The organism is Francisella noatunensis subsp. noatunensis, from assembly GCF_009823375.1.
GTDB lineage: Bacteria > Pseudomonadota > Gammaproteobacteria > Francisellales > Francisellaceae > Francisella > Francisella noatunensis.
This window is the reverse complement of sequence record NZ_WBSX01000021.1, coordinates 1-18,745: the sequence shown is the minus strand read 5'-3', so window position 1 is coordinate 18,745 and position 18,745 is coordinate 1. Positions and strand designations below refer to the sequence as shown.

The following is an 18,745-nucleotide window of genomic DNA, read 5'->3' as shown; positions in this document are numbered from 1 at the left end:
TCTATTTGAAAGAGTTAAGTGCTTTGGCATTTTTTAGTTCCTTATCGTTTATTTTAGTTTCGTCAAAACCTAATAAACTATATTTGGAACTCTCTTTCAACTATTTAAAACTTTCAGAATACAATCTAGCAAAAGTTTAGGAATGGGATTATACTTTAATGTTAAAAAGATAAATATTTTAAACATAAACAGGCGAATAAGAGATGTTGATAAGGTTTACCAGAAATATACAAATATTTTTGAATATCTTAATCAGGAATTTAAAACTGCCTTATGCAACTATATAAAGGTAATTAATAATGACTAATCAATTACAAGAAAAATGGGAAAGAAGAGCAACGGTTAGAAGTCGTCCAAGAATAACTTATGACAAAACTGCGACAGGCTATTATTATCCAATATCAAGAGCGCCTTTAGCTATACACCCTAGTGTTATATCAAAAGGTGAAAAAGCAAGAGAGTTTTTGTTAATTCAATCATTATATAAATACTCAAATGATATCGCCTCTATAGAAACAAGGGTTGTTAATGAAGTAATCCTAAAAGCTATCTCAGATAAAATAAATGGTATTACTTTTGATGATGAACAAAAAATTAATTTATATACGATAATGGTAGATGAAGCATATCATGCATATGTAGCCTTTGATGCGATATTACAAATTAAAGAAGAGACAGGGGTTGCTCCTCTTGAGTTACCAAAAACAATAGAAATAGAAAAGGCTATTAATAATATAAAAAGCAAGTTAAATACTAAGTATCATAATGTGTTTGAATTTATATGTGTTTGTTTAGCGGAAAATACATTAACTAAAGAAATAGTAACAATGACTGATAAAGAAGAAACACATCCATATTTCCAAAAAATAATAAAAGATCATTTAACAGATGAAACTCGTCACTCTGGAGTTTTTTATAAATTACTTTCTTATGTGTGGATGAATTTGAATAGTGAATATAAACAGCATGTAGGTGAAGTGCTGGCAGAATTTATAGAGCTATACCTTGATTTAGAAGTACAAATTGCTTTTGATGAACAGGTTTTAAAATCAATAGGATTATCAATAGAAGAAACAAAAGAGGTTCTTGATGATACATATGGAGAATTTAAATTAACCAAAGAACATCCTATGTTAAAAAATATTTTAAACATATTAGAAAAGACTAGAGTACTAGATGAATATTCGCTAAAAGGATTTCAACAAAGATATTGGATTTAAGAAACTATGAAAGAATTACTTATATTGATTAGTCAGAATTATCAAAATTATGAAGAGTTAAAGAATGAGATTATAGATTTTGGTCATAAAATTTTTGAATCCATAAGTGATCAAAAGATAGATGTCGCAATATATTTTGAATATAAAGATTTTTTAGATACGATAACTGATTCATCTAATACTGTAGAAAGCTGTTTATTAGTATTAGACAAATGTATTTATATTAATTCATCTAAAAGTGTCTTTAAGTTATCAGATGATAGTAGTATTGATGAAATTGTAGATATCTTAATATTATTGTCTAAGGAAAGTTTAGAATTGAGTTCATATCCTTTGATAAATCTAGCTGATGAGTTTAAAGTCAACTTTTCAGAGGATGAATATAATAAAATAGTTTACGATTGGAATAAGACAGATAATGACTATCCAAGAGACAAGACAGTTTATGAATTATTTGAAAGGCGAGTACTTAAGAATCCGAATGCTGTAGCTATAGTTTTTGAGGATCAAGAAGTTACTTATAAAGAGTTAAATGAAAGAAGTAATCAGCTAGCTAGATATATAAGAAAGCAATATAAACGAGCTACCAACCAAGAACTCAAGCCAGATACATTAATTCCATTATGTTTAGAAAGAGGGATTGATATGGTAATAGGGATCCTTGGGGTGATGAAATCAGGAGGAGCCTATGTACCGATGGATCCTGATTATCCTGGGGAAAGATTTAAGCATATATTAAGAGACACATCAGCTAATTTAGTTATAACAGAATCTCAATTAGAGCCTAAGTTGAAGGAACTAATAGTAGAACTAGATAGAGATATAAAACCTATATCAATCAATTTAGAAATAGATAGTCAAAGAAATATATTGAGATATATATATGATAATGAAGATAAGACAAATTTAAATTTCCAAAATAAGTCGACAGATTTAGCGTATGTTATTTATACATCAGGCACAACAGGATTGCCTAAGGGAGTAATGACTGAGCACTCTAGTATTAATAGCTTAGTATTTAATAAAAAGATATGTATAAGTCAAAGTGATACTTTTGCTTTTTTATCATCAACAGTGTTTGATGCTTCAATATTTGAAATTTTCTGCTCATTATTGTTGGGTTCGAAATTGATAATTCCTAAAGATATAAGACATTTAATATCATCAAGTAAAGAATTAGGATATTTTTTGAGACAAAATAAAATCTCTATTTTATGGTTAACAAAGACGTTATTTGACTCTATTTACATACAAAATAAAGATCTTTTTGACGAGCTAAGATATTTAATTATAGGAGGAGAAGTATTAGACGTTAATTTAATTAATAATTTAGTTACTCAAAGAAACAAACCTGAAAAAATTATCAATGGTTATGGACCGACGGAGTCTACTACATTTACTACATTTTATGAGATTACAAAAGAAATAGAGAAGGAAAACTGTCCTATAGGGCAACCGATTAATAATAGAAAAGTTTATGTATTAGATGAATATAGATATCCAGTGCCGCTAGGAGTGGCAGGAGAGTTATATATAGGCGGAGCTGGGTTAGCGAGAGGTTATCTTAATCGAGATGATTTGAGGGCAGAGAGATTTGTAGAGAATCTATTTGCAACGGAGAGTGATATTGAGAATGGTTATACTAGGTTATATAAGACAGGAGATTTGGTGAGATGGTTACCTGATGGTAACTTAGAATATATAGGTAGGAATGATTTTCAGGTTAAAATTCGTGGATTTAGGATAGAGTTAGGAGAGATAGAGAATCAATTACTGAAGATAGAAGGTATTAATCAAGTAGCAATATTAGTAAAAGAGAATGAGGAAACTAATTCTAAATATTTAGTAGGTTATTATGTGCCGCAAGAATTAGGTAAATTTAAACAAGAGAATCTGCTAGAAGAATTATCTGATGTATTACCTGAGTATATGTTGCCAAGTTTATTGGTTGAGCTAGAGAGTTTTCCTCTTACAATAAATGGTAAGTTAGATCGAAAAAAATTATCGAATATAACTACTAATTTTAGTAATTATACTCAGTTTAACCCATATGATAATACTGAAAAATATATAGGAAATCTATGGTTAAAAACTTTACCAATAAAGCCTGAAATTTTAAATAGTCAGAGTAGTTTTTTAAATCTTGGGGGTAATTCATTATTAGTAACCAAAATAGTTTCTTCTATAAATAATGAGTTTGGAATATTTTTAAAAGCTAGTGATTTATTTAAATATAGAACTTTAGGTGAATTATCTCAGCATGTAAGAGACAATCTAAAATTTAGTAATAAATATTTTAACTTTAAGCTTCAAAAAGACATAGATGTTAAACCTTTTAGTCTTACAGATGTACAAAATGCATATTTATTTGGAAGAATGGAAGGTCTAACTTTAGGTAATATATCAACTCATGTCTATATAGAACTATGTTTTGATGATATAAATGTACAGAAGCTTGAATTAGCAATAAATAAGCTTATTAGAAGGCATCAACAATTAAGGACTATAATAAATATTAATGAAAATACTCAATCAGTTATAGCTAATGTACCAGTTTTTCATCTTAATAAAGAAAACACACAAGTTATAAGACAAAATATGTCTCATCAAATTTTTGATATTGGTAAATATCCTCTGTTTGATTTTAAATATAGTGTAGATGGCCTTAATAAATATATTCTACATTGTAGTTTTGATGCTATTATTACCGATGTCTATAGTTTGTCAATTATATTTAATGATTTAAATAGTTTTTATAACGACCATGAACTTCCTAAAATAGAAGTTTCATTTAGTGATTATATAAATTTTAATTTTGAGTTTAAACAAACAAAGTATTACAGTGATGCTAGAGAATATTGGACTAGAAAAATACCTAATTTACCGAAATATCCTCAATTACCATTATTAAATCACCCGAATAACATTAAAAAAGTTAGTTTTAGTAATCTTAATAGGGAAATTTCAAAAGATATTTTTTCCAAATTGACTGATAAAGCTACAAAATTAAATATAAGTGTTACAAGTGTCTTACTATTTTGTTACGGTTTTATTTTATCTAGATTTTCTGGACAAAATGATTGCTTAATAAATTTAACTTTGTTTAATCGAGAGTATTTTCACAAAGATATAGACAAAGTTGTTGGAGATTTTACAACATTAGAACTTTTTGGGTTCTCTTTATCCGATAAGAATAAGTTAAAAAATACTTTATTAAACATACATAATGATCTATGGAAAGATCTTGATTATAAAAGTTATAGTGGTGTTGAAGTTATAAGAGATATTAGAAAATATAATAACTTATCTCCAAATGACTTAATTGCTCCTTATGTATTTACAAGTGCAATAGGACATAACTTATTTCCAGAGAGTTTCCTTGGCAATAAATTTAAAGGAATAAACTTTGAATCAGCGCAAACTTCACAATGTATTATTGATAATATTGCTAGAGAAACTAAACAAGGTATTTCCATTGATTGGTATTACGTAGAGCAATTATTTGATCGAGAAGTTATCTCATCTATGCATAAAACCTACTGTGATTTAATAGAATATTTGGCAGAATCTGATTGGGAAGAAAAACTCCCAGAGTTAATTTTACCTGAATTAGATAGATCTATAATAGAAACTGCGAATGGTTATACTCGGTCAGAAGTAAAAGCTACCTTAGTCGAGTTATTTACAAGCAATTTAGAAAGTAATTTGTCTTCTATAGCAGTAATTGATTATGAGGGTAAGTATAGTTATAGGATCATTTCTGATTATGCAAACTCTATTAGCCTATATTTACATGATAATGGTTTATGTAAAACAGGTAGATTAATAGGAGTATTAAGTGAGAAAAGTCATAGACAAGTAGTGGCAACACTAGGGATAATGCAGAGTGGTTCAGGATATTTACCATTACACGTAGATTGGCCCAGAGGTAGGTGTGATGAGGTATTATCCGAAGGTAATGTAGAAACAGTATTATTATCTAGTTGGGAATTTAAAGGTTGTATTAAAGGAAGTGAGATAGAGAGTAAATATAATTGGTTAATAATAGAAGATATTGTCAATTATAAATCTGATACTAAGTTAGAAGAATTATCTAAACCAAAGTTAGATGATATAGCATATGTAATCTTTACTTCAGGTAGTACAGGTAAGCCTAAAGGTGTAACAATATCTCATAATGGAGCTGTAAATACGATATTGGCTGTTAATGAGAGATTTAATATTAATAAGCAAGATAAAGTATTAGCGTTATCAGAACTAAGTTTTGATTTATCGGTATATGATATTTTTGGTTTATTGGCAGCTGGAGGGACAATAGTATTTCCAGATCAGAAAAAAACTAAAGAGCCAAGTCATTGGTATGAGTTAATAGATAAATATACTATAACTATCTGGGATACAGTACCACAATTAATGAGTTTATTAGTTGATCATGTAATTAATAGTAATAAGCAGCTACCATCATTTAAAGTTACACTGATGAGTGGAGATTGGATTCCATTAAATCTTTCTAAACAAATAAGAGAAGTGTGTCCTAATATAACGATAATGAGTTTAGGAGGAGCTACAGAGGGAAGTATTTGGAGTATATGGTATGAGGTTAACGATATAGATCCAAGTTGGAATTCTATTCCATATGGGCAGGCTATGCCAAATCAGAAAATGTATGTGCTTAATGAAAAAGGTCAACATAATTCTATAGGAGTGATAGGGGAGATTCATATAGGAGGTCAAGGGGTAGCAGTAGGTTATTGGCAAGATCATGAGAAAACAAAAGCTAGCTTTATAGATCATCCAGAATTAGGAAGGCTATATAAAACGGGAGATCTTGGTAAATGGCATAGAGATGGTTATATAGTCTTTGAGGGAAGAAAGGATGGCCAAGTAAAATTAAATGGTTATAGAGTTGAGTTGGATGAAATATCATCTAAACTGTCAAAGCTTCCTGGAGTAGAAAATGCTTTAGTTAAAATTCAAAAAACAAATAATAAGTCATATTTAATTGGTTACTTAGTATTAGAGAATGATAATAAAGAATATTTATCAGAAATTAACCATGACGAAAATCAGAGGATTCAGCATAGAATTAATCAGTCTGGCATAGATAATACACTAGGTATAACTTACTCTATGGATATTGATTTGTTTGAATCTGATTTTAGATTACGTAAAAGTTACAGAAACTTTATAGATACTAAAATTTATAAGTATCAGATAGAAGATAAAATTGATGAAATTCAAAGAAATATTAGTTACCAATATTCTCGATCTGAAAATGTTATTAACAAACAAGAACTATCAGAATTACTTTCAAAAATTTCTGGTTTAAAGTTAGAAGATAAAGTAATTCCAAAATATAGATATCCATCTGGAGGCTCATCCTATAGCGTCAGAACTTATATAAATATTGAGAGTAATATAGCAGATATTGTAGCGGGACAATATTATTATAACCCTATAGAGAAAGCTTTATGCAGAGTTGAAAACAAATCACTAGTAAATAAATTTTTAGATAAAAATGCTTTTCATTTTGTGGCGTATATGCCTGCAATTAGGCCTTTATATAACGACTTTTCTCTTAAATTAACTTATATTGAAATGGGACACATGTTAGGGTTATTAATTCCAGATTTAAATAAACTAGGAATTCCATATAAAGTTGAGTTAAATTCATTCATAGATGAAAAACAAGATAATATACTTTTAGGCTCATTAATATTATTTCCAGTTGAAGAAACCCCTCAACCAATAAAAACGTTTAATTTTAGGATATTAGATCACGACAAAACAAGAAATGCATACATTTATGAGAATAGTAACCTTCTTGCTGAAACAAAAGTTAGTCAACTTTGTTTAAAAGATTTGGTTAATAAAGAGCTATCAAACTATCTTCCTAATTATATGTTACCATATGATTATATTGTGCTAGATCATATTCCTTTAACTGCTAATGGCAAAGTAGATTACAAGCTTTTACCTTCTTTAACAATCAATTTAGATGTTTCTTATGTTAAGCCTCGTAATGATGTCGAAGAAAAATTATGTATATTATGGAGTAATATTTTAGAACTTGATCAGATTGGGATACATGATAGTTTTCTTAAAATGGGGGGTAATTCTTTTACAAGCATTAAATTGATAAATGAAATGAAGTCTAACTATAACGTCAATATACAAGTTTCAGATCTATTTAAATACCCCACGATTGCTGAAATAGTAGAGAATTTTAGTTTTAAAGAAGTCAGCATGATAGATGAAGGTGAAGATGAGGATATTTTATGGATATAATAAAAGCAGCAAAAATAATTTATCAGATTAGGTTATCTGGTGGACAAATTTTTTTAAAAGATAATCGCTTAGGTTTAAAAGGAGAAACGTCAAAAAAATTTCTCGAAGATGTTAAACAAAGTAGTGATGCAATTAAACATTTGTTGAGTTTGAATGAGTCAAATAAAAATGAAGTATTGAAATTATTTACATGTTTATCTAAATCTGAATATCAGTTATCAGACCTTCAGAAATCTATTTTTGCTCATGTAATAAAACTTCAAGATAGTTCAACATATAACGTTCCATTGTGGTTTACCTTCAAAGGTAAAATGGAGTTACAGCAATTACAGCATTTTATTGAATATATTGTAGCTAGCTTTCCTACACTTCGTAGTTGTATTAATGAAGCAATGGAATTATCTTTTTTTTCCATAAAAAGTTTTAATATTGATTATTCAGAAATTAAGCTTAGTGATATTGAAGCCTGGAAACAGAAATGTGAGACAGAAAAGTTAGATTTATTAAATAATCAACTTATTTCCATTAAAGCTGGATATTGTGAAAAAGTAGATGAAATTTATGTTAGCTTTATGCATCATCATATTATTGAAGATGTATTATCTTTGAGCATCATTAAGAAAAAAGTAAAAGAATATACATCAGAGGAAGATATTTCAGAAGTAGAAAATCACTCAAATAAGAATGTACATTATTATGATTATGTATTATATGAGCAAGTTAAAAAGTCTTATTGTGAACCATCAGAATATTATTCTAGAATCCAGAAAGCATTAGTCTTTGAAGAAGATAGTGTAAAAATAGAGTTAGATAATAATACAAACGTAGTATCTGGAAAATCTGTAGTTTTTGAGTTTGATGGTAATTTAATTAAAAGTATTAAAGAATTTAGCAGAAATTTCAATATTACTGAATTTAACCTATTAATTTCTATTTATGCTTTAACGTTATCTAAAATATATGCTAAAAATAGAATCTTTATTTCAATCACACTTTCAACAAGAATACCTGAAGTAATGGAGTCAGTAGGGCCTTTTATAAATGTATTACCATTCTCTTTTGAATGTGGTATTGGAGAAATAAATATCGCTAATTTTCTTTCTTTAAACCAAAGAAATCTTAATGATATGTTAGCGTTATCATCTATTTCATTTGATGATGTCTTAGCACATGTTGATGAAGATAAGCGTATTATTTTACAAGACTTTGCTTTTACAATGTATAATCATCCTAACAATATCGATGATGAGTTACCAGTTACAGATAAATTTAAATCACTAAAAGTTAAGTATCCTCTTTCAGTAACAGTTATACAAATGAGCAAAAAATTATTTGCACATATAGAATTTAGTGAGCGTTTTTATACAGAAAGTATAGTGCAAGACTTTTTTGAAAGCTTTAACTATATTCTTAAGAAAGTAGTTTCAAAAGAATATTGTTCATTAAAAGATATACTTTTATCAGTAAGTCAGAGTCAGAAGAAATCAATAAAACTATTAAATCCATCACTACTAGATAAACCTATTTCTAAAACTATCGTAGATATGTTTGAAGAACAAGTTATAAATTCTTCTGAGAAAATAGCAATAGTGTATCAAGAAGAAAGCTTGACTTACTATGATTTAAATTATAAATCCAATCAACTAGCAAGAGCTATTTTAGATAAACTTTCTGAAAATAAAACTTATAACTATAAAGGTAATAGTAAACCAATAATTGGTATTTGCTTAGACCGAGGAATAGATATGGTTATAAGTATGCTAGCTACCTTAAAAATTGGTGCTGCATATGTGCCAATGGATCCATCATTTCCTCAAGATAGAATAAACCATATACTAAGAGATGCCCAGATAGACTTATTAGTTATTGATAATACCGTTAATAATAGTTTCTTTTTAGAAAAAGAAGATTATTTAAATATTGATTCTCATCATTATAGTTATCAGGATTCACGAAATTTAAATGTTAAAATTTCTGGTGATCGGCTTGCTTATATTATTTATACATCTGGTACTGCAGGTTTACCTAAAGGAGTAATGATTGAACATGCTAGTCTAGTTAATTTTTTATTTGGAATAGAAAATATACTAGGTAATAAAGGCACATGGCTGTCTGTAACTAATATAACATTTGATATATCTATCCTAGAGATTTTTGGTGCATTAGTGAATGGGTTTAAATTAATAATTGCGCCATTAATAGGTAAAAGTAGTAGAAAAAATAATAAGCTTATAAATGAAAATAAGGAAATAGACTTTAGTTTATTCTATTTTGGAAATCATAATGCTGATAGTGATAATCAAGATATAAATAAATATAGACTATTACTAGAGGGAGCTAAATATGCCGATGACAATAGTTTTTCTGCTATTTGGACTCCTGAAAGACATTTTGGCACATTTGAAGGGCTTTATCCAAATCCAGCAATTACTAGTGCTGCTGTATCATCAATAACTTCTAATATTAAGGTACGTACTGGAAGCTGTGTACTTCCTTTACACAATCCAATTAGAGTAGCAGAAGATTGGGCTATAATTGATAATATATCTCAAGGTCGTGTTGAATTATCATTTGTAACAGGATGGAATAAAAATGACTTTGTATTAGCTCCAGAAAATTTTGATAATAGAAAAGAGGTGCTAGAAGATAAGATAGAGAGTGTTAAAAAATTATGGAGAGGAGAGAATGTTGAGTTTCCTGGAGTTGATGGAGAATCTTTATCTATATCTACCTTGCCTCGACCAATACAAAAAGATTTGCCAGTATGGTTAACAGTTGCTTTTAATCAGTCTTTTCGCAGAGCAGGAGAACAAGGTGCGCACATATTAACACATCTACTTGGACAGTCTTTAGAGCAATTAAATGAAAGAATAGAATTATATTACCAAGGACTAGAATCTTCAGGATATGATAAAAAAGATTTCAAAATTGCTCTTATGTTACATACGTTTATTTCAGATGATGAAGAGTATTCATTATCAAAGGTAAAGGAGCCATTTAAGCAATATCTTTCTAGCTCAATTAATTTATTAAAACAAATCAAAAATGAAGATTTAGATAATATTAGTGAAGAAGAAAAAAATGAACTTTTGGAAATTACTTTTCAAAGATATTATTATGAAAATGGTTTATTTGGAACACCAGAGTCTAAGATTGAATTTATTGATAAGCTTAAAGGTATAGGTGTTACAGAGGTTGCCTGCCTTATTGATTTTGGTATAGATGAAGATATTGTAATAGATAATCTTAAGCATTTAAATACGCTACGTAAATTAGCAGTTGCTAATGAAAATACTGACATAACACCAGTAGAACTTATCAAAAAGCATAGTGTAACACACTTACAGTGTACACCTTCATTGGCACAGCTAATCTTTAATTCTCAAGAAGAAAATAATATAAAAAGTTTAGAAAAAATCTTAGTTGGTGGCGAGCCTATGTCAATGCATTTGATGCAAGAAATCTATAGAGCAACATCTGCAAGAATATTAAATATGTATGGCCCTACAGAGGCAACTATTTGGACTACATATGCAAATTTAGAAAAGGTAAAAAAAATTACAATTGGTAAGGCATTACCTAATGTGCATCTGTTTATACTAGATAGAAATTTACAACCTTGTATTCAAGGAATAGCAGGAGAATTATTTATTAGTGGCCCTTGTCTTGCAAGGGGATATATTGGTAATACTCAACTCACATCTGAGAAATTTATACCTAACCCTTTTGCTGATAAGAAAGATATTGAAAATGGTTTTTCCAAAATGTATAAAACCGGTGATACAGTGAGATTGTTAGAAAATGGTGAAATCGAATATTTGGGAAGAAATGATTTTCAAGTTAAAGTAAATGGTCATAGGATTGAATTAAGTGAAATAGAATATCAACTATTACAAATTACAAATATAGATCAAGTGGTCGTAACAGTAAAAAAACGTTCCTCAGAACTAGGAACCATATCTTATATTGTTGCATATTATATAGCCAAAGAATATATTCCTTGTGATGAAATTACATCTTACTTATCAAATATACTTCCTGAATATATGATTCCTAGTAAGTATATGCATGTTGAGACTATTCCTCTAACAACAAATGGAAAAGTTAATTATAAAGCTTTACCTGAGATAGATACAAGCTATAACACCAGCTATGTTGAACCAAGGAATGAGCTTGAAAAAGATCTTTGTCAGATTTGGTGTCAACTACTTAAATTAAATAGTATTAGTATCAATAATGATTTCTTTAGAAGTGGCGGAAATTCTATATTAGCGATTCAAGCATCACATAAAATGAGTGAAATATTGGGTAAACGAGTTAGTTTAAATGATATTTTTCTGTTTAGAACAATACAAAATATTATTGATAATATTATTGATAATATTATTGGTAATAATGAAATAGATATTCCTATTTTAAATCTTAAAACAGCGCCGTTATCATTCTCTCAAGAAAGATTATGGTTTATTCAGCAGTATGAAGATCAAAAATTTGTTTACAATAATCCATTCTTACTTAAGCTGAATGAAAAAACAAATATTATTAAATTTAAGAAAGCAATAGAATCAGTTTTTAATTATCATCAAACTTTTCAAACGATAATAAAGCAGTCAGATAATGGCAAATATTATCAAGAAATCCAAAATATTGACGTACCAATTGTTGAATTAGATAATGTTAATAATAGTGAGTTAGACGAATTAATTTGTGATATAGTAAATTATAACTTTAACTTAGAACAAGAGCCTCCTTTTAAAGTTTGGGTTATTAATCAAAAACCATCTAACGATATTCTTATTATTTTAAATATACATCATATAGCAATAGATGGATGGTCAATAAAAATCATATTTGATGATTTAGTTAAGTTTTATTATAATGAGTGCAAAGGATCACCTATAGAAAATTCTAAACTTCAATTTACTGATTTTGCAACATGGCAAAACCAGTACTGGAATAAAGAAAGGCTTAAAAATCAGAAAAACTTTTGGGTAGATGAGCTTAAAGGATATCAACAAACAAATCTTTTATTAGATTATACTAGACCTAAAAATTTTGATTATAAAGGTAAAGACTTTACTTTTACCATTAATAGATCATTATCAAATAAACTTCGTGATCTTGCTAAGAATCAAGCTGTAACATTTTATACATTAATGCTAAGTGCATTTAATGTTTTACTATATAAGCAAACTGATCAGCAAGATATGGTTTTAGGTAGTCCTATAGCTAATAGATATTATCATGGAGTTGAAGACATTGTAGGCTTTTTTGTAAATACTCTAGCTATTAGAAATACTTTAGATCCAGATCTTTCATTTAAAACATTTTTAGTGAGTGTATATAATAAATTACTTGAAATACAAAAACATCAAGATTATCCTTTTGAAAAGTTAGTTAATGATTTAAATACACCTAAAAATTTTAGTCAACATCCGATATTTCAAATTGCTTTTGGATTACAAAATGCTGGGGAACTTAAAAAACCTAACAATCTCTTTGAGCAACAAGATATATATAAATACTTTAAAGTAGCGAAGTTTGATTTGAGTATATTTATTGATGATAGTCAAGAAGATATAGCCTTTAATGTTAACTATGCGACTAGCCTTTTCAAATATCAAAGTATTGAAATCCTACTTCAACGATTCGAATCACTTCTAGAAAGTATTGTCTTAAATATTGATAAACCTATTTCGGAGCTAAATTGCTATATTGATCAAGATACTTTATGTATAAAAGATAATCAGAACTTAGTAAGTATATCGACTGATGTAATTAGTACTTTTAATGATCAAGTAAAAATCCAAAATCAAAAAATAGCTTTGATATATGGAAATCAACAAATAAGTTATATTTCGTTAAAAAAACAAGCAGAAGATTTAGCTAACTTAATACATGATACATATTCTATAATATATAATCGATCTATACAAAAAGATACTGTTATTGCTATATTTTTAAAACCAAGTGCTGAGTTAATTATTGCTAAACTAGCTATATTAATGACAGGATCAGCTTATCTAACACTATCTATAAATGATCCAGAAGATAGAATCAACTATATTTTAAATGATTCTAAGGCATGTTTAATTGTTTCATCTAATGAAATTATTCAAACAAATAAAAATATAACTTCTTTTAATGTATTAAATATAGATGATCAAAATATTGATAATAAGATTAATTATCAATATCAGAATAATCTTAGTGCAAATAGTTTAGCATATATTATCTATACATCTGGTACTACAGGATCTCCTAAAGGAGTTATGGTAGAACACCAAAATATTATAGCATTAGCTAATAATCAAACAGAGGTTAATATTCAACCTGATCATATTATTGGTCAATTTGCAGATGTGACATTTGATGCTGCTATTTTTGAAATTTGGTGTAGTTTATTAAATGGGGCAACACTTATAATACCAGAAAATAAACAAGAACTATTAAGTGATGCGGTACTGTTAGAAAAATACATTGAAAAAAATAAGATTAATGTATTATGGTTAACAAAAATGATTTTTGACAATTTATTTGTTCAAAATAACTCAGTATTTAAACAATTAGAATATTTAATAGTAGGAGGAGAAGCTTTAAATAAGCTTTTGATAGATAAGATCATTTCTATTAATGAGCGTCCTCTGAAAGTCATAAATGGTTATGGACCAACAGAGTCAACAACATTTACAACATTTTATAATTGTGACAATCAACTGTGTAGCACAGTTCCTATAGGTAAACCTATTGATAATCGACAAGTTTATGTCTTAGATAAAAATTTAAAACCAGTAGGTATTAATATTATTGGTGAACTGTATATAGGAGGGTTAGGACTGGCAAGAGGATATATAAATAATACTTCCTTAACTATGAAAGCTTTCTATAAAAATATAACTTTAAGCATAAAAGATAAACATATAATTTGCGATCGTTTATATCAAACTGGTGACTTAGTTCGTTGGAATTTTGATGGTAATTTAGAATATATTGGAAGAAGAGATAATCAAGTTAAAGTCAGAGGCTATAGAGTAGAAATTCAAGAGATCGAAAAAAATATATTAAAAATTCCAGGAGTTTTACAAGTTGTTGTATTACTTATAGATAGAAAAAATCAGGAAATGAATGATCAGAATATTTTAGTAGCATATTATGTTTCTGATATTGAGTATACAAATCTGGAGATTTCAGAAAAACTATCCTTATATATTCCTGAGTATATGATTCCTAAATTTTTTATTTTTCTTGAAAGTTTACCAACCACAAAGAATGGCAAATTAGATAAATCTCAACTTGAAAAAATTCCACTTTATGATGTTAACGATAATTCTTTGATTATAGCTCCATCAATTCAATTAGAACATAAAATATATAATGTATGGAAAGAAATACTGGGAATTAAGTATTTTAGTATGAAAGACGATTTCTTTAGAGTAGGTGGAGATTCTATTCTAAGTATTCAAGTTTCATCAAAGTTAAGGAAGATAGGCTATAATTGTAGTGTTAGAGATATTTTTAAATATAGAACAATTAAGTCTCTTGCTAGCTTCTTGGAACAGAACAGCTTCCATCAAGAATACCTTGCTGAGCAAGATGTTTTATCAGGAGAGTTTGATTTATTACCAATTCAAAAGTGGTTTTTTGATCAGAATTTTGACTATTCAGAGCATTGGAATCAGGCATTTATGATAAAAACAGATTTACTAGATATTCAACGATTAGAATTAGCAATTGAGAAGCTAAATTCACATCATGATGTTTTACGTATTCTTTTTTCAAAAAATAAACAAAGACAAATATATCAAGCACAAAGTAAAAACCATAAATTAATGTCATTAAATGTAGAAGGTTTATCACCTTTAGAAATATCAGAAATATTAACTAAATGGCAGAGTGGTTTTAATATACATGAAGGTCCTCTATGGAATATAGGATATTTGTATGGATATGAAGATAATAGTGCTCGTATATTTTTTGCTTTTCACCATCTTATTATTGACTCTGTATCTTGGAGAATAATCATAAATGATTTGAGAGATTTTTATCTAGAAAATAATCCGCCTAAAAAAGCAACGAGTTATAGGCAATGGGTAGATATTTGTAAAGAATATGCAAAACAAGTTATACCATTTGAAGAATACTATTGGTTAATGCAATTAAATAATGTAAATCAATCATATAATTTATTAAGTCTTGATAAGACAATAAAAGCGATAGAGTTTGAGTTTAGTGAAAAAGAAACCAGTTGTTTGCTATACCAAGCTAATAATGCTTATAACACAGAGATAGTTGACTTATTGTTGTCAACAATGGCATATATGCTTCGAGATTTGACAAATCATGACATAAATGGAGTAACTCTTGAAGGACATGGTAGAGAAATAATTGATGAAAGAGTAGATCTGAGTCGTACTGTTGGATGGTTTACATCAATGTTTCCATTTTTATTAAATATTGGAAAATCAATTGGAGATACCATAACAATCATTAAAGATAGGTTTAGACTTGTTCCAAATAAAGGTGTTGGTTTTGGTATAATTAAGTCGTATTCTAAACAAATAAAATTTATAGATGAATTACCAAAAGTAAGCTTTAATTATCTTGGTCAATTTGATAATCATCAGAATGGATGGTCTTTTGTTGATGAGAGTGTAGGACAAACAATTATAGATAATCAATCAAAATCATTTTTAAATTTGGATTGTATGATAATATCTGGAAAACTAAAATGCCGCGTAACCTCTAAATTAGAAAATAATTGTATCAAAGAATTATTCATAAAACATATTTCTAAAATATCAGAATACTGTATGAGTATTGTTGATAGTCAAAATAATATTCTGACATGTAGCGACTATTATTATGACATTGATTATGAACCTGTAATATTCTTAAATAGTTCAGAAGTTCATAAGCCTACCTTGGTCATGATACACCCAGGAAATAGTGGAGCAGAAGCTTATATTAATACTATTTGTCCATACTTAATGGAAAAATACAATATTGTTATTTTAAATAATTATCAAAAATACTCAAAAAATAGCCTATCTCCTGATTCTATACAAGAGTTAGCGAAGCTTTATATATATTTTCTAAACAAATATAAAGTTAACTTATCTAACTATTCAATATATGGATTATCTTTTGGTGCTACGGTTGCTTATGAAATATATAATCTAATGAAGTATTTTGATAATCAATGTCCTAAGAATATATTTTTAGTTGATCCAATATTTTTTAATTGGTTAGATTTTAAGTCTAATAAGCAGTATGAAAAATTAAAAAAAATATATCCTGGACATGCTTTATACAAGCCTTCAAATCTGGACTCTGAAGCTTTAAAAAATAGCCTAAAACTAATTAAATGTAATAAGTATTCTACCTACAATATAGAAGATGAGTACTATACTAGTCTAGTAAATCTAATTTGCGATACAGATAGTTGTGGTTTAAAAATTGATTTAAGAGCAGAGAATGTTCTTTATATTGAATGTGATCATGATCAAACATTAGAACAACCATACGTAAAAGAAATAGCTGATTATTTAATAAGTTTTTAAAAATAGGAGATTATTAGAATATTATGAAGCAAACAAGACAGATAGAGACTATTTTAGCTATTATTAGTCCAACACGGATACATTTATATAATTTTAATAAACTACAACTTCCGAAAGTTAATTCAAGAAAACGTTTAATTATTATATCTGATAGAATTGGATTTATGGAACATCTCCCTCCTCACATACAAGAGATTACTAAAGTTGTAAATTTAGTCAATTATAATGAACAGGTAAAATTTTTTTCACTTGATGAAATTAAACTAATCATAGAGGAGTTACTAGAAGAAGGAAATTCAATAAGGATAGTTTCTGATGAAGAAATGTTTTTAGATGATGTTGCTAAGTTAAATAAAAAATATAATCTAGTAGGATTTAAGCCAGATCATATAGATATATTTCGCGATAAATATTTTATGAAAATTGAATTAGAAAATAAATGTATGTCTAATGAAATACTTAAAATCCCGTTCTTTTACAAGCTTAATAAACAGCAAAACCTACCTAATATTAGCTTTCCGATTATATGTAAGCCTTTAAATTTAGCTGGTAGTATTGGAGTTCGTAAATGTGATTCTATTTTAGAGTTGAAATCATATTTAGATAATACTAACGACTCAATTATATGCGAAGAATATATTGAAGGTAATCTGATTCATTGTGATGCATTGGTACAATCCAACAAAATATTATATTTAAATTCTGCCAAATATTTCGAGCCTATGGATAAGGCAACAAAAAAATCAAAGTTCATTGGTAGCGAAATTATTTGTAATAAAGAAACAAAACAGCAATTATTAAAAATTATTAAACTTATAGTCAATAGCTATGATATTCCTGATGGAATGATACATGTTGAACTTTTAGAAAAAAATAATAAATTCTATTTTGTAGAAATAGGAGTTAGACCAGCAGGTGCATGGATATCTAGAATGTATGATAAGGCTTTTGGAATTAATATATTTAATCATCATATAGAAGTGAATTATATGATACCTTCTTATTTTGAGAATGCGATTATTAATAAGTATGTAATGGGGCTGCACTTCCTAGTACAGAAATCAGGAACTATAACAAGTATAATTTCTCCGGAGATTGAATATAATAACTTTAATTATTATGTAGTTAATTCTAAGTTAAACAACTACCAATATAAAACAAACTCTATGTTAGATTGGGTTTGTGAATATATTATATTCGATAACTCTAAAGAAAAATATTTAGAAACTTTTAATTTAGCAAAAAGCACTAACGTCATTTTTAAGTAAAAAAATTATGGATTGCATTTATAGTAATATATGTATTTTCATCAATATTGAATATGAATTTTTATGTACTTTTTTGATTTTGATTATTATACTACCGATTTGCACACGTATTCCGACTAATCCCCTAAAGGTGTAAACCCTTAATCATTTTTTTTATTGCTAGATAGTATTCTCAATGTTTATAGAGATACCAAAATGTACTTCATTAGGTGTCAAGTAATTTAAACATTTCTTAGGTCTATTATTCAAGTCTATCTGTAACTTTCTAATGTATTGATGAGATATATTGTTAAAGTTAGTACCTTTAGGTATAAATTGTCTGATATACCTATTCATGTTTTCATTAGTACCTCTTTGCCAAGGACTGTATGGATCAGCAAAGAATACTTTGATGCCAGTCTTGCTAGTT

Annotated in this window: 4 protein-coding genes and 1 pseudogene; 4 read left to right on the top strand and 1 reads right to left on the bottom strand. The window is 27.8% G+C overall.

The genetic code is table 11. The annotated features are described in order from the left end of the window. Window positions 1-299 precede the first annotated feature (299 nt). The 4 genes and pseudogenes from F8C69_RS03150 to F8C69_RS03135 all read left to right on the top strand — a co-directional run bounded on the left by F8C69_RS03150 (window position 300) and on the right by F8C69_RS03135 (window position 18,336). On the top strand, window positions 300-1,220 hold the full coding sequence (locus F8C69_RS03150) for a diiron oxygenase (RefSeq protein ID WP_159184160.1): 921 nt from the start codon (window positions 300-302) through the stop codon (window positions 1,218-1,220). 6 nt (window positions 1,221-1,226) lie between these two features. Continuing rightward, window positions 1,227-7,508: a non-ribosomal peptide synthetase gene (locus F8C69_RS03145; protein ID WP_159184159.1), complete on the top strand. Its 6,282-nt coding sequence runs from the start codon at window positions 1,227-1,229 to the stop codon at window positions 7,506-7,508. Further along, window positions 7,499-16,294, top strand: a pseudogene (locus tag F8C69_RS03140) (amino acid adenylation domain-containing protein); the annotation flags it as partial. The gene F8C69_RS03145 and the pseudogene F8C69_RS03140, both read left to right, overlap by 10 nt. A gap of 797 nt (window positions 16,295-17,091) precedes the next feature. Beyond that, window positions 17,092-18,336: an ATP-grasp domain-containing protein gene (locus F8C69_RS03135; protein ID WP_159184157.1), complete on the top strand. Its 1,245-nt coding sequence runs from the start codon at window positions 17,092-17,094 to the stop codon at window positions 18,334-18,336. 159 nt (window positions 18,337-18,495) lie between these two features. Here the strand turns inward: F8C69_RS03135 and F8C69_RS03130 are convergent. Then, the coding region (locus F8C69_RS03130) for an IS30 family transposase (RefSeq protein ID WP_159183763.1) at window positions 18,496-18,745 on the bottom strand (250 nt) is incomplete at its 5' end.

Coding starts and splice junctions, on each gene's coding strand:
- F8C69_RS03150 (WP_159184160.1), top strand. CDS start 300: ATGACTAATCAATTACAAGAAAAATGGGAAAGAAGAGCAACGGTTAGA.
- F8C69_RS03145 (WP_159184159.1), top strand. CDS start 1,227: ATGAAAGAATTACTTATATTGATTAGTCAGAATTATCAAAATTATGAA.
- F8C69_RS03135 (WP_159184157.1), top strand. CDS start 17,092: ATGAAGCAAACAAGACAGATAGAGACTATTTTAGCTATTATTAGTCCA.